The sequence below is a fragment of the Methylobacterium sp. BTF04 genome, from assembly GCF_010692745.1.
Lineage (GTDB): Bacteria > Pseudomonadota > Alphaproteobacteria > Rhizobiales > Beijerinckiaceae > Methylobacterium.
Genome location: NZ_JAAHTB010000001.1, coordinates 14239 through 26093 on the forward strand (window position 1 = coordinate 14239; position 11855 = coordinate 26093).

At 68.0% G+C, this 11855-nt stretch carries 14 protein-coding genes; 9 read left to right on the forward strand and 5 right to left on the reverse strand.

Translation table 11 applies throughout. The features are described 5' to 3' along the window. Positions 1-64: 64 nt before the first annotated feature. Together G3T14_RS00070 and oxlT are read right to left on the reverse strand one after the other, a co-directional pair. Positions 65-829, reverse strand: coding sequence for a fumarylacetoacetate hydrolase family protein (locus G3T14_RS00070; protein ID WP_163638989.1), 765 nt, complete (start codon positions 827-829; stop codon positions 65-67). Positions 830-833: 4 nt separating this feature from the next. Further along, on the reverse strand, positions 834-2144 hold the full coding sequence (oxlT, locus tag G3T14_RS00075; RefSeq protein ID WP_163638990.1) for an oxalate/formate MFS antiporter: 1311 nt from the start codon (positions 2142-2144) through the stop codon (positions 834-836). A 312-nt stretch (positions 2145-2456) separates the two neighbouring features. Here oxlT and G3T14_RS00080 point away from each other — a divergent pair, with 312 nt between their 5' ends. The 5 genes from G3T14_RS00080 (at position 2457) to G3T14_RS00100 (ending at position 5566) form a co-directional block, all read left to right on the forward strand. Further along, the gene (locus tag G3T14_RS00080; RefSeq protein WP_163638991.1) at positions 2457-2669 is read left to right on the forward strand and encodes a CsbD family protein; all 213 of its coding nucleotides are present in this window, start codon (positions 2457-2459) and stop codon (positions 2667-2669) included. A gap of 110 nt (positions 2670-2779) precedes the next feature. After that, the gene (locus G3T14_RS00085; protein WP_163638992.1) at positions 2780-3163 is read left to right on the forward strand and encodes a CsbD family protein; all 384 of its coding nucleotides are present in this window, start codon (positions 2780-2782) and stop codon (positions 3161-3163) included. Positions 3164-3328: 165 nt separating this feature from the next. Continuing rightward, complete coding sequence (locus G3T14_RS00090) at positions 3329-4108, forward strand: creatininase family protein (RefSeq protein WP_163638993.1); 780 nt, start codon at positions 3329-3331, stop codon at positions 4106-4108. A gap of 164 nt (positions 4109-4272) precedes the next feature. Beyond that, complete coding sequence (locus G3T14_RS00095; RefSeq protein WP_163638994.1) at positions 4273-4896, forward strand: sigma-70 family RNA polymerase sigma factor; 624 nt, start codon at positions 4273-4275, stop codon at positions 4894-4896. Then, the gene (locus tag G3T14_RS00100; RefSeq protein ID WP_163638995.1) at positions 4889-5566 is read left to right on the forward strand and encodes an NrsF family protein; all 678 of its coding nucleotides are present in this window, start codon (positions 4889-4891) and stop codon (positions 5564-5566) included. Before G3T14_RS00095 ends, G3T14_RS00100 begins: the two co-directional genes overlap by 8 nt. Positions 5567-5584: 18 nt before the next feature. On the opposite strand, the gene G3T14_RS00105 is transcribed toward G3T14_RS00100, so the two are convergent. Then, positions 5585-6100: a YcgN family cysteine cluster protein gene (locus tag G3T14_RS00105; protein WP_163638996.1), complete on the reverse strand. Its 516-nt coding sequence runs from the start codon at positions 6098-6100 to the stop codon at positions 5585-5587. A 290-nt stretch (positions 6101-6390) separates the two neighbouring features. Between G3T14_RS00105 and G3T14_RS00110 the strand changes: the two genes are divergently transcribed. From G3T14_RS00110 to G3T14_RS00120, 3 genes are all read left to right on the forward strand, one after another. Further along, positions 6391-8610, forward strand: coding sequence for a PBP1A family penicillin-binding protein (locus G3T14_RS00110; RefSeq protein WP_163638997.1), 2220 nt, complete (start codon positions 6391-6393; stop codon positions 8608-8610). Positions 8611-8697: 87 nt separating this feature from the next. Further along, positions 8698-9327 (forward strand): DUF1214 domain-containing protein, encoded by a 630-nt coding sequence (locus tag G3T14_RS00115; RefSeq protein WP_246732817.1) that lies wholly within the window; start codon positions 8698-8700, stop codon positions 9325-9327. Then, a complete protein-coding gene (locus G3T14_RS00120; protein ID WP_204262520.1) occupies positions 9315-9923 on the forward strand; it encodes a hypothetical protein in 609 nt (202 codons plus the stop codon). Before G3T14_RS00115 ends, G3T14_RS00120 begins: the two co-directional genes overlap by 13 nt. Before the next feature lie 3 nt (positions 9924-9926). On the opposite strand, the gene G3T14_RS00125 is transcribed toward G3T14_RS00120, so the two are convergent. Together G3T14_RS00125 and G3T14_RS00130 are read right to left on the reverse strand one after the other, a co-directional pair. Then, positions 9927-10730: a hypothetical protein gene (locus G3T14_RS00125; protein WP_163638999.1), complete on the reverse strand. Its 804-nt coding sequence runs from the start codon at positions 10728-10730 to the stop codon at positions 9927-9929. A 75-nt stretch (positions 10731-10805) separates the two neighbouring features. Next, positions 10806-11006 (reverse strand): hypothetical protein, encoded by a 201-nt coding sequence (locus G3T14_RS00130; RefSeq protein ID WP_204262521.1) that lies wholly within the window; start codon positions 11004-11006, stop codon positions 10806-10808. Positions 11007-11521: 515 nt separating this feature from the next. Between G3T14_RS00130 and G3T14_RS00135 the strand changes: the two genes are divergently transcribed. After that, positions 11522-11815, forward strand: coding sequence for a hypothetical protein (locus G3T14_RS00135; RefSeq protein WP_163639000.1), 294 nt, complete (start codon positions 11522-11524; stop codon positions 11813-11815). The last annotated feature ends 40 nt before the right edge of the window (positions 11816-11855 follow it).

Consider the following 11855-nt stretch of genomic DNA (forward strand, 5'->3'; position numbering starts at 1 on the left):
GGAGCGGGCCTCACGACGAGGTCAAAGGATGGGACCGCGTCGGTACGAGGGCGGCAAGCGTCTCTCATGAAAAGCCGTTCGACAGTATGCCGATCCCTTCGATCTCCACCTCCACGGTGGCGCCCTTGGGAATCGGTCCGGCCCCATTCGACGTTCCGCAGGCGATGAGGTCGCCCGGCTCGAGGGTCATGCCCTGCGAGACCATCGCGACGATCGCGTGCGGCTTGAAGATCATGTCACCGAGCGGATAGCGCTGGCGTTCGCGCCCGTTCACCCGCACCGCGACGCTGAGCGTATCGGGATCGAGGCCGGTGGCGATCACCGGGCCGAAGGGGCCGAACCCGTCGAAGCCCTTGGATCGCGTCCATTGCATGAAGCTCGGATCGGCCTTCAGCACTTCGAGCGCAGTGACGTCGTTGATGCAGGTATAGCCGAAGATGTGATCGGCCGCCGCCTCGGGGGTGAGGTCGCGCCCGCGCCGGCCGATGACGATGCCGAGCTCACCTTCGAACAGGAGGCGGCCGACGCCCTCGGGGGCCGCCACGGTCTCGCCGGTGGCCAGATAGGTGTTGGGCGGCTTGACGAAGAAGAGCGGTGCCGGCGGAGTGGTCAGCCCCTGCTTCTCGGCCGCGGCGTGGAAGTTGTTCCACAGCGCGATGTATTTCGACGGCCGGCACGGCAGGCCGACCACCACCTCGGACAAGGGTACCGTCTCGCCGGTGGGAGCCGGATCGACGAAGAGGTCGCCCGCGTGGACGACGATCGTCTCGCCGTCGAGGCGGCCGAAGCCGTCGCGACCGTCATGGGTGTAGCGGAGCCAGCGGGCCATCGGGTCAGCTCCGGGCGATGAACCGGGCGCGCATCGGCTTGAGCACGAACAGGGCCAGCAATCCCGCCGTGAACGCCATGCCGGAGGCGGCGTAGAACACCGTCTGCCAGCTACCGGACTTCGCCTGGATGGTCAGCAACACGGGCAGCAGCAGCGCCGACGTGCCCTTGGCGGTGTAGAGCAGCCCGGCATTGGCGGCGGCATTCTTGTCGCCGTAGGTGTCGCTGCAGGTCGCCGGAAACAGCGAGTAGATCTCGCCCCAGGCGAAGAACACCAGCCCTGTGAGCAACACGAACGCCAGCGGGATATGGGCGAACATGCCGAGCGCCAGGATGCCGACGCCCTCGATCATGAAGGCGATGAACATGGTGTTCTCACGCCCGATCTTGTCCGACACCCAACCGAAGAACGGCCGCGTGACGCCGTTGAGCACCCGGTCGATGGTGAGTGCGAAGGTGAGCGCCGGCAGGGTGATGCCCATGAGCGAGACAGGCACGCCGGCGACCTTGAAATCCTTGGCGATGGGAGCGAGCGAGGCCGCCGCCATCAGGCCGCCGGCCGCCATCATCACGAACATGAGGTAGAGCAGCCAGAATACCGGGGTCTGGATCATCTCCTTGGAGCTGTACTGGCGCCGGGTGGTGCTGTTCACGCTCGGGCGGCCTGCGAGCATCCGGTCCTTGAACCCGGCGCTCGGCGAGACGAGGAACAGGGCGGCGAGCACGACGATGATGCCCTGGCCGAGGCCGAACACCAGGAAGGTGTGCTGGTAGCCGGAATCTCGGATCATGTTGGCGATCGGGATGACGGTGAGCGCGGAACCCGCACCGAAACCGGCGGCGGTGAGGCCGGCGGCGAAGCCCCGGCGATCCGGAAACCACTTCAGGGCGTTGCCGACACAAGTGCCGTAGACCGCCCCCGCCCCGACGCCGCTCACGGCGGCAGCGGCATACAGCATGGTGAGTGAATCGGCATAGGCGTTCATGGTCCAGCCGGTGGCGCACAGGACGCCGCCGAAGATCGTGACCAGCCGCGGGCCGTACCGGTCCACGAACCAGCCTTCGATCGGCACCAGCCAGGTCTCCATCACCACGAAGATGGTGAAGGCCCATTGGATCGCGGTGCGCTCCCAGCCGAACTTCTGCTGGATTGGATCGACGAACAGGGTCCAGCCGTATTGCAGGTTGGCGATCATCGACATGCAGACGACGCCGAGAATCAGCTGACCCCAGCGGCCAAGCGGCGGCGAATCGGCCTTGTCCAGGGTCGGGTAAGCGGCCCCACCGGGGACAGGCGCAGCAGCGCGCACGGTCATGAACGTCTTCCTCGGGTCAATTCTTGTTATCCCGCCTGTTTCTATCGAGAGATATTTTGAATTCAAGAAGCTATGCCGCCCTACTGCCTTCAGGTATGCCGCAAAATTTTTGGATCACGTGAATAAAAAATTTGAGATGCTGCGAAGCGGCACGGCTGAACTGGTCGTCTATTGCGACGCAACAACCGACGCGGGATGGCACCTGTCCGCCGTGCCGTTTCCGAGGCTTTCCCGGAACATTTTCGTCATCTGTACCGTTCGGTTTCGCCGAGGGCGGAAGGCACAATGGCCCCCGCGCAGAAGGAGATTTCGATGAGCAGCACGACGGACAAGATCAAGGGTCTGGCCAACGAGGCCGTCGGCAACATCAAGCAGGGCATCGGCTCGGCCACCGGCAACGAAAAGCTCCAGGCCGAAGGCAAGGCCCAGGAAATCAAGGGCGAGACCCAGAAGACCGTCGGCGAAGCCAAGGATGGCGTGAAGAACGCAGCCCAGAGCGCTGCCGACGCCGTCAAAAAGATCTGAGCGAACGCTTTGGACCGACGCGCGGGACGGCTGGTGCCGTCCTGCGCCACGGGTCGGGGTGTGGATGCACCCTGCCCTCCGCGAACTCGGATGAAGAAAGGCGATCGACCATGAACAGAGACAAGTTCGAGGGCGGCGTGCGCAACCTCCGCGGCCGTGGCAAGACTGCGCTCGGCGCCGTCACGGGACGTCCGCGCCAGCAGCTCGAGGGCGCCTTCGATCAGGCGGCCGGCGCTGCCCAGCACGCCTATGGTCGAGCGCGCGATACGGCTCACGACTTTCAGCGCAATGGCCGGCACTTCGCCGACGAAGCCAGCGAACGCGGCCGTGCGATCGCCGGCGATCTGCAGGACCGGGGCCGCCATTACGGCAACGAGGCCGTACGGCGCGGGCGCGCGGTTGCCGAACGCGCCGATGACAACAAAGGCGTGACTTTGCTTGTGGTCGCCGCGGCGGCCTTCGGTCTCGGCTGGTTCATGCGCCGGACGCGCTGAACCAGGTCTTCGCCTGCTGAACGAGCGGCCATTGGGGATGCGCGTAACCTCACGACAGGTTGAGCAGGCATTCGACTTCGATGCGGTGCCGCCGTGTCCATCGACAGGCGGCGCGAGCGACAGCTATGGCATGACGGCAGCGCCGCGCGGCGGAGGGAGTGCCGTATGCCGATATGCGACTGGGCCGACCTGACCACCGAAGACCTCCGGGGCCGGGATATGCGACGTGCCATCGCCGTCCTGCCCGTGGCGGCCATCGAGCAGCACGGCCCGCATCTGCCGCTCGCCACCGACGCGATCATCGCCGCAGGGTATCTCGATCGTCTGAGGGCCTTGCCGGCGGACGATCTCGATATTCTCGTCCTGCCGGTGCAAAGCGTCGGCAAGTCCGACGAGCACGATGCATTTCCCGGGACCCTGAGTCTGACTACCGGGACCGCCCTGCGGGCCTGGAGCGAGATCGGCGACGGCGTCCATCGTGCTGGTTGCGAAAAGCTCGTCATCGTCACCTCGCACGGCGGCAATAGCGGCCTCATCGATCTCGTGGCGGGAGACTTGCGCGCGCGCCACGGCATGGTCGCCGTCACCACTGCCTGGAGCCGGTTCGGCTATCCGGACGGTCTGTTTCCGGAGACCGAGATTCGGCACGGCATTCATGCCGGAGGGGTCGAGACCGCCCTGATGCTAGCCTTGCGGCCCGGTTGCGTGTGCACCACGAGCGTGGCGGATTTCGTGCCTCGTACGCTGGCGATGGAGCGCGACTTCACCCACCTGCGCGCCGGCCGGCCTGCTGCCTTCGCCTGGAAAGCGGGCGATCTGAACCCGTCGGGTGCCATCGGCAATGCGTGTCTCGGCACCGCCGAGGCCGGGCATGCGGCGCTCGATCATGGCGCCCGTGCCTTCCTCGACCTCCTGCGCGACGTCGACCGCTTCACGCTGGGGTAACCGCGACGGTACCCCCGGCGAATACCGGACGGACAGAGAGGCCGGGCGGCCCTTCGTTTCGGGAATCGGAGGGCGCGATGGTTCTTGCTGGCGTAACGGGGATGGCCGGCGCCGCGGGCGGGGCGCTATGGTGCGCGCACGAAAGGCCCGCCATAAGGCCCGCTATGACGCTCGACGACAGGCTCTCGGCCGCAATGGCGGCGGCCCAGGACGGCGATACCCAGGCCTATCGCGACCTGTTGCGCGACTGCCTGCCGGTGATCGCCGGCATGGCGCGGGCGCAAGGGGTTTCCGTCGAGGCCGTCGACGACGTCGTGCAGGAGACGCTCCTGACGATCCACAAGGCGCGGGCGACCTACGACCCGGCGCGGCCGTTCCTGCCATGGCTGCGGGCGATCACGCAGCGGCGCGCCATCGACCGGTTGCGCCATAGTGGTCGACGGCCACAGGAGGTTCACGACCCCATCGCCTACGAGGCCCATGCGGATGCGGGGCCGGCACCGGGACAGAGGATCGAGGCGCGCGAGCGCGAGCGAAGCCTGGCCAGGGCCGTCGCAGCCTTGCCCGACGGCCAGCGACAGGCGGTGGAGCACCTCGCCCTGCGCGAGCGGTCGCTGGACGAGACCGCACACCTGACCGGCCGCAGCAAGGGCGCGCTGAAGGTCAATTTGCACAGGGCCTTGAAGGCGTTGCGCAAAACACTCTCGAACGACAAGACGTTATCTGATGACGGGACACTGGCGGACGATGGAGCGGTGTCGAAAGGAAAGGGAAACCGGGATGTCTGACGGCGCGCTCTCGGCCGGTCTGCGGCACGACCGTCTCGTGGAGGCTCTGGCCGGCGACCTGACCCCGGTCCGGCGCCTGCCCGCCCCGTCGATGCGGGCACTCGGCTGGTTCGCCGCTGCGCTGGGAATCGGGGTGGCGTTGCTGCCGATGGCCGATCTCGATGCCCTACGCCTGCGCATGGCGACGCCGGATCTGCGGATCGCGGCCTTCGGTGCGGTGCTGACGGCACTCACCGCCGCGGTGGCGGCGTTCCAGACCAGCGTACCGGGGCGCAGCACCGCCTGGGCGTTGCTGCCTTTGGCACCGGCAGCCCTGTGGATCGGAGCGAGCGGAGCCGGCTGCCTGCGCAGCTGGATCGTGCCTGGCACCGACCTGCCCGACGCCAACGAAATGGGCGGCTGCCTCGTCTTCCTGCTCGGATTCTCGCTTCCGCTCTCGGTCGGGCTGGTCCTGATGCTCCGGCGGGCCTGCCCGCTGCGCCCGAACCTCACGGCGGCGTTGGGCGGCCTCGCGGCGGCGGCAGCGGCGGCGGCCCTGCTGGTGCCGTTCCACCCCCATGACGCCACGGCCACCGACCTCCTGGCGCATCTCGTGATGGTAGGGCTGGTGATCGGCGCCAATATTCTGGCGGGCGGCCGGCTGCTCTCGGCCCGGAGCCCACGGACCTGACCGACGCGCTCCCAGCGATCAGTCCTCCGGATCCTCGGTATCCGGCGTGCGGCCGGGCCAGGTGACGATCCGGTCGAGGAGTTCGTCGGTGGTGAACTCCTCCTCGTTGCCCGAGACCCGGCCCCGCACGGAGATGCCGGCTTCGTGCACGCTGGCTGCCCGGCCGGTGACGAGGGGGTGCCAGTCGTAGAGGTCCTGTCCATCGCGCACGAGGCGGTAGGCACAAGTCGGCGGCAGCCACGGGATGGTCCGCACCGCCTCCGGCGTCAGGCGCACGCAATCGGGAACCCGCTTCTGGCGACGCGGATAATCGCGGCAGCGGCAGGCGTGCCCGTCGAGGAGCGTACAGCCGACATCGGTGTGATAGACCTCCGCCGTATCCTCGTCCTCGAGCTTGAGCAGGCAGCAACGGCCGCAGCCGTCGCAGAGGCTCTCCCACTCGGCCGGCGACATCGCCTCCAGGCTCTTGGTGCGCCAGAACGGCTCGGAGGAAGCCGGCTGCCCCGACGGGCGCCCGGCCGTGCGATCCCGCATCGGGGGCACCTTAGGGAATGAGGAACAAGGGCTGCGGACAGGATCCGTCCGGGTCCTGTGCCGCAAGGCGGCGTGATGGGCAAGGGCGGCCGCTCGTCAAGGCGCGCATGCCACCGCTGCGCCCCAATCCTCCATCAAGGTTACCGCCATCTTACTTCGACCCGCCCGGTGACGTTTGCCGTACCGCATGCATTCGTAGGGACGAGGCCTCGCGAACCGGCGCAAGGCTTGGTACGACAGCGTGACGGCGCTCCACCGACGCAAGGCACCCGAGGGACTGAACCGACACCGTGCGCCTGCCCAGAGCCACTTCGCTGACGACACGGATCAAACGCGCCGCCCTCGCCTTCGACGCGTGGGTGAATGCCGGCCTGTATGATGGCGGCCGCTCGGCCGGGGAGACCTACGAGCGCTTCCAGGAGCGCATGAACGTCTTCTCGGTGCGCGGCTGGAAGCGCGTCGCCCTCGATCTGACCAGTGAGGCGGTGACGCTGGGCACCGGCGGCGCCGTGCTGATGCTGGCCTTGGCGCAATCCGCCTTCCACCAGACCAGCGACAATTGGCTGAAAGCCCAGGATCTCGCCGTCACCTTCCTCGACCGCTACGGCACCGAGGTCGGGCGCCGGGGCATCAAGCACGACGATTCGCTCAAGCTCGACGACTTTCCCGACATCATGATCAAGGCACTGGTCTCCACCGAGGACCGGCGCTTCTATGAGCATTGGGGCATCGATCCGATCGGCACGATGCGGGCGCTGGTGTCGAATTCGCGCGGCGGCGGCAACACCCAGGGTGGCTCCTCGATCACCCAGCAGCTCGCCAAGAACCTCTTCCTGACCAACGAGCGCTCGCTGGAACGCAAGGTCAACGAGGCGTTCCTGGCCTTGTGGCTGGAAAGCCACCTGACGAAGAACGAAATTCTAAAGCTCTACCTCGATCGGGCCTATATGGGCGGCGGCACCTTCGGGGCCGTGGCGGCCGCAGATTATTATTTCGGCAAGCCGCTCAAGGATATCAGTCTGGCAGAGGCGGCGATGCTCGCCGGCCTGTTCAAGGCACCGACGAAATACGCGCCCCACGTCAACCTGCCGGCAGCCCGTGCCCGCGCAGCAGACGTGCTGCACAACATGGTCGAGGCCGGCTTCGTCACCGAAGGTCAGATCCAGACCGCGCTTCGCAACCCGGCCACCCCGGTGACGCGCTCCCGCGACATCACCGCCGATTATTACCTCGATTGGGCCTTCGGCGAGATCAAGGGCATGGCCGATGCGGGCAAGCTGCGCAACGACCGCGTCCTGACCGTGAAGACGCCCCTCGACCTGACCATCCAGAAGCGGGCCGACGAGGTGGTGGAGAACGTCCTTCGCCGCTACGGCGACCAGTACGACGTCGACGAAGCCGCGATGGTGGTTCTCGATCCCGATGGGGCGCTGCGCGCCATGGTGGGCGGTGCCGATTACGGCCAGAGCCAGTTCAACCGCGCCACCGATGCGTTGCGCCAGCCCGGCTCCTCGTTCAAGCCCTACGTCTACGCCACTGGTCTCTCGTCCGGTCTGTACCGGCCCGACACGCGGGTGGTCGACCGACCCGTCTGCCTCGGCAATTGGTGCCCGCAGAATTACGGACGCTCGTTCGCCGGTGCCACCACGCTCACGGTGGCGGTGGCCAAGTCCATCAACACGATCCCGATCCAGATCTCGATCGCGCTCGGCAAGGCCATGGGCATTACCAACGAGTTCAAGGCCGCCACGGCCGGGCGCAAGAAGATCATCGATACGGCGCACCGCATGGGCATCACAACGCCGCTCGTCGACTCGGTGTCGCTGCCGATCGGATCGGCGGAGGTGAACGTCATCGATCAGGCGGCGGGTTATGCCGTGTTCGCCAATGGCGGCAAGCGGGCCAAGCCCTATGCGGCCATGGAAGTGAAGAATTCCAGCGGAGAGGTGATCTACCGCCACGCCGACGAGAAGCCCGAGCAGGTGCTCTCGACGCAGGTGGTCGCCGACATGAACTTCATGCTGAACAAGGTCGTCGAGGAAGGCACCGGCAAGCGCGCGCAGCTCGAGGGCATCAAGGTCGCGGGCAAGTCCGGCACCACGAACGCCTATCGCGACGCCTGGTTCGTTGCCTATACCGGCAACTATGTCGGCGCGGTCTGGTTCGGCAACGACGACCACACTTCGACCAACAAGATGACCGGCGGCTCCCTGCCCGCCATGACCTGGCACGACGTGATGGAGACGGCGCACCAGGGCATCGAGTTGAAGCCGCTTCCGGGCCTGAAGGACACCGGCCGTGCGGTGGCACAGGCGCGCGATCCCGCCGCGGCCGCCCCGGTCAACGCGGCGGCCAGCGCGGCGGGCAAGCTCTCGCGGCGCTCCTTCGAGGTCATCGGCAGCATGAACGGCCTGTTCCGCACGGTCGAGGGGACCTCGGCCACCGTTCGTCCGGCGGGCGACGTGGCGGACGGCACCCGCTCCGTCGGCGGCCGCATCGGAATCCCGTAGCGCTGGATGGTCGGGATGAGATGGGCCGATAGGGTCGCGCGGATGCGCCCGGCCGCTTCGCATGAGGGGGCAAACGAGCGCCCATCCTTGGGTCGCCGTGCCGTCGGCTTGGCGCGCCAGGCCGTGCGCCGGGCCTCGAACGTGACCCTGCTGCTCTATGCACTGGCGCTCGGCGCCGGCATCGGGCTGGCCAGCGCCGATTATGCGACCAGAGGCGGATACCCGTTCGGTGGCGTCGTGGTGGGGGCCTGGACCGCATGGCCCCGCGCCGGCTCCGTCGGGGCCGACCCCTATGCCCGCGCGGTGAATGCGCGCCGTGGCGAGATTCCCCTCGCCATCGGCGAAGGCATGCTGCTCACCGCCGCGCAGGACGATGCGGGACGCACCCTCGACGCGACCTGCACCTACACCATTGCCGGGATCACGCCGCCGGCGCGCGCCTGGACCGTGACGGTGGCGGGCCGCGGCACCCGCGTGCCCGGGCAGACCACCCTGCGCGAGGGCTTCACCTCCACCGAGATCCTGCGCGAGCCGGATGGACATTTCGCCGTGACGCTCTCGCCCGTGGTGCAGGCCGGCAACTGGCTGCCGATGCCCCGACCCAGCGGCCCGGTGCGGCTCGCGCTGCGCCTCTACGACACCCCCGTGGCCGCCAGCGCCGGAACCCTCGACCGGTCGGCGCTCCCCGCGATCACCCGGACCGGATGCGCGTCATGACCCCGCGCGGCCGCTTCCTCCTCGCCACCCTGTCGGGGCTGGTTCTCGCCGGTCTCGTCCATATCGGCGTGGTGCTCGTCATCCCGAGCCTGTCGGAGACCGATGCGCTGTCGCGGGCGCGCACCAGTGAGAGCCTCGATCACGCCATGCCGGTCTATACCCTCGCCACCGGCGACAATCCGTCGCCGGCCGAGGCGTGGCTGCCGATCCCCGACCCGGCGGTGGCGGTGGGCATCTGCGCCTACGATCTCGCCGACGGGCCGATGCGGGTCTCCGCCCGCGCCGGGCCGCTGATGCTCTCGCTCGCGGTACATGGGCGGCGCGGGGCCTTCTACGCGGTCACCGACCAGGCGGCGGTCCGCGGTGCCCTCGACCTCGTGGTCCTGACCCGCGCGCAGTACGATCAGGCCCTCGCCGATGCCGACGAGAACGACGTCAGCCGCGACGTCCGTATCGTCGCCCCCGAGCGCAAGGGCTACGTGGTGGTGCGGGTGATCGCTGCCCTGCCGAGCCAGAGACCGGCCGCCAATGCCGCCGTCCAGGCCGTGTCCTGCACCGTCGACAGCCCGGCCGAGGACACCAAGGCCGGAGGCTGATGCTCAGTATTTCGCGATGATCGGACGACTCGCGACGACCACCGCCTCCACCTCGGGGACGAGGCCGCATCGGGCGTCGGCATCGGCCGACACCAGGGGATCGAGGAACGACCTGCGTGCATCCAGGGCGACCAGGGTGCGCTCGACGTTCACGGCTTCGGAACTCGGCACCGCGATGACCAGGTGTTGCAGGGCGTAGCGGTACCGTCCGGCACGCAATCCGGTCTCGCGCCGCACCCAGGCGACGAGGCAGCGGTTCTCGGCCACCCGCATTGCTACATTGCGCACATCGCCGTCGTCGAGGGTCTTCACGAAGGGCAGGCTGCGCAGGCGCAGGGCATCGGCGTCCCTCACCCGCGCGGCAGTGGCGGCAAACGGCGCGATCAGGCGGGCATCGGCCCCGATATCCTCCGACAGGCGGTGGTAGCGCGATACCGGTGAGCGGAACGCCCCGGCGATCAGCGTGTCGTAATAGGCATCGAGATCCTCGGACCGCCAGTTCGCCGGAAACACGCGGGTGCGGGTCAGATTCGCGAGGATGTCCGTGAAGGCGTCGTGCCCGGCCACCGGCATCAGGAAGCGCCAGGCGCGGTCGCGCAGGGTGCGCTCGTCGTCGGTCAGGGGGAAGGCGGAGGCCGGCTCCTCGCGCTCGCGCGCGGCCAGTGTTCCGGTGGTCTCGACGAGGCTGTTCCAGGCCCCTGCCTTCGGCCGGCCGAAATCGCCTTCCTGGGCACAGGCGGCCAGGAGCGCCAGGAGCGCGAAGGGCGCGCTTCGGATGGCGCGGCGGATCGGGGCGTCAGCCGGCATCGGGCATCCTCGCTGAAGAGCGGTGGTGGGGGTGTGCGAGACCGATGGGCATCAGAGACCGGGCGATGTCGGCCGTCAGGAGCGACGACGCAGGCGCGGAGCGGGTACGGGCGGTTCGGCCATGCGCTCGTAGCGGATGCCGGTGAAGAGGAGGATCGCGCCGCGGGTGGCCGCCTCGTCGTCGGCGGGACGTCGGAAGCGCCGGCCATGGCTTTGCGGAAACGTCACGACGGTGGCGGTCGGACGCTCGGAGGGCTGCGGGATGCCTCCCGTCATTGGCGACCTGTCACGGTTCATCGGCTGCAGTTCCGTCCATTTCTCTCGAAGGTGATGCAGAATCGTCGATGCAAGACCGCGATCCGATGCGGCGACGCCGCAAGCCGACCCGTCCGATTCCGGTGGTGCGCCGTGAGATCATCACGCGGTGGTTAACGGAATCTTGCCGGCGCCCGATGATTGTGGCGATCGGAACGCCGCATCGGCACGGTCCCAGGGAGGGCGTGACAATCCGGCCACCACGGCCTCGAAAAGTGGTGGCCTATGATTTGCATGGGTTTGGGCTGCCCATGGCGGGCATTTCCTCCCTTGAACTCGGCCCCGCTCGCTCCGGCGAGTGGGGCTTTTTCTTGGTTTGTCCTTGGTCCGCCCTCGGTCGTTCGCCGCGACAAACGGGGCGCGCATGGGCTGCATGCCGCGCCGCTGGCGGGAACCGACGTGCTTCCGCACGCTTGCTAAGCGCAGGGCACGCCCGGTATGCCCTCCCATCCCCTTTGAACGAAGGACACCGCAGGATGCGCGTGGTTACGTCACGACCCTCGAGCCCGTCGACGGGCTTTTCGAAGACCTTGAAGATCGCCCCCTTCGCCCTTCTCATGCTGGCGGTCAGCCCGGCACAGGCACAGCGCGAGGACCAGGGCCTGCAGTTGGGTTGCGCGAACGACTACTTCCGGCTCTGCGCCGGCGTCGATCCCAACAGCCAGGACGCGGATCGCTGCATGGAGCGCAATCGGAGCCGCCTGTCCCCCGAGTGCAAGTCCGCTATCGGTGACTACGACCGTCGCAGCAGCGGCAAGTCGCAGAAGTAGCCAGCCCGGCCCTCTCCCGACGGCGGCGCTCGGCAACGCG

Coding starts and splice junctions, on each gene's coding strand:
- G3T14_RS00100 (WP_163638995.1), top strand. CDS start 4,889: ATGTCTGACGGCGCGCTCTCGGCCGGTCTGCGGCACGACCGTCTCGTG.
- G3T14_RS00125 (WP_163638999.1), bottom strand. CDS start 10,730: ATGCCGGCTGACGCCCCGATCCGCCGCGCCATCCGAAGCGCGCCCTTC.
- G3T14_RS00070 (WP_163638989.1), bottom strand. CDS start 829: ATGGCCCGCTGGCTCCGCTACACCCATGACGGTCGCGACGGCTTCGGC.
- G3T14_RS00105 (WP_163638996.1), bottom strand. CDS start 6,100: ATGCGGGATCGCACGGCCGGGCGCCCGTCGGGGCAGCCGGCTTCCTCC.
- oxlT (WP_163638990.1), bottom strand. CDS start 2,144: ATGACCGTGCGCGCTGCTGCGCCTGTCCCCGGTGGGGCCGCTTACCCG.
- G3T14_RS00080 (WP_163638991.1), top strand. CDS start 2,457: ATGAGCAGCACGACGGACAAGATCAAGGGTCTGGCCAACGAGGCCGTC.
- G3T14_RS00135 (WP_163639000.1), top strand. CDS start 11,522: ATGCGCGTGGTTACGTCACGACCCTCGAGCCCGTCGACGGGCTTTTCG.
- G3T14_RS00120 (WP_204262520.1), top strand. CDS start 9,315: ATGCGCGTCATGACCCCGCGCGGCCGCTTCCTCCTCGCCACCCTGTCG.
- G3T14_RS00090 (WP_163638993.1), top strand. CDS start 3,329: ATGCCGATATGCGACTGGGCCGACCTGACCACCGAAGACCTCCGGGGC.
- G3T14_RS00130 (WP_204262521.1), bottom strand. CDS start 11,006: ATGACGGGAGGCATCCCGCAGCCCTCCGAGCGTCCGACCGCCACCGTC.
- G3T14_RS00085 (WP_163638992.1), top strand. CDS start 2,780: ATGAACAGAGACAAGTTCGAGGGCGGCGTGCGCAACCTCCGCGGCCGT.
- G3T14_RS00095 (WP_163638994.1), top strand. CDS start 4,273: ATGACGCTCGACGACAGGCTCTCGGCCGCAATGGCGGCGGCCCAGGAC.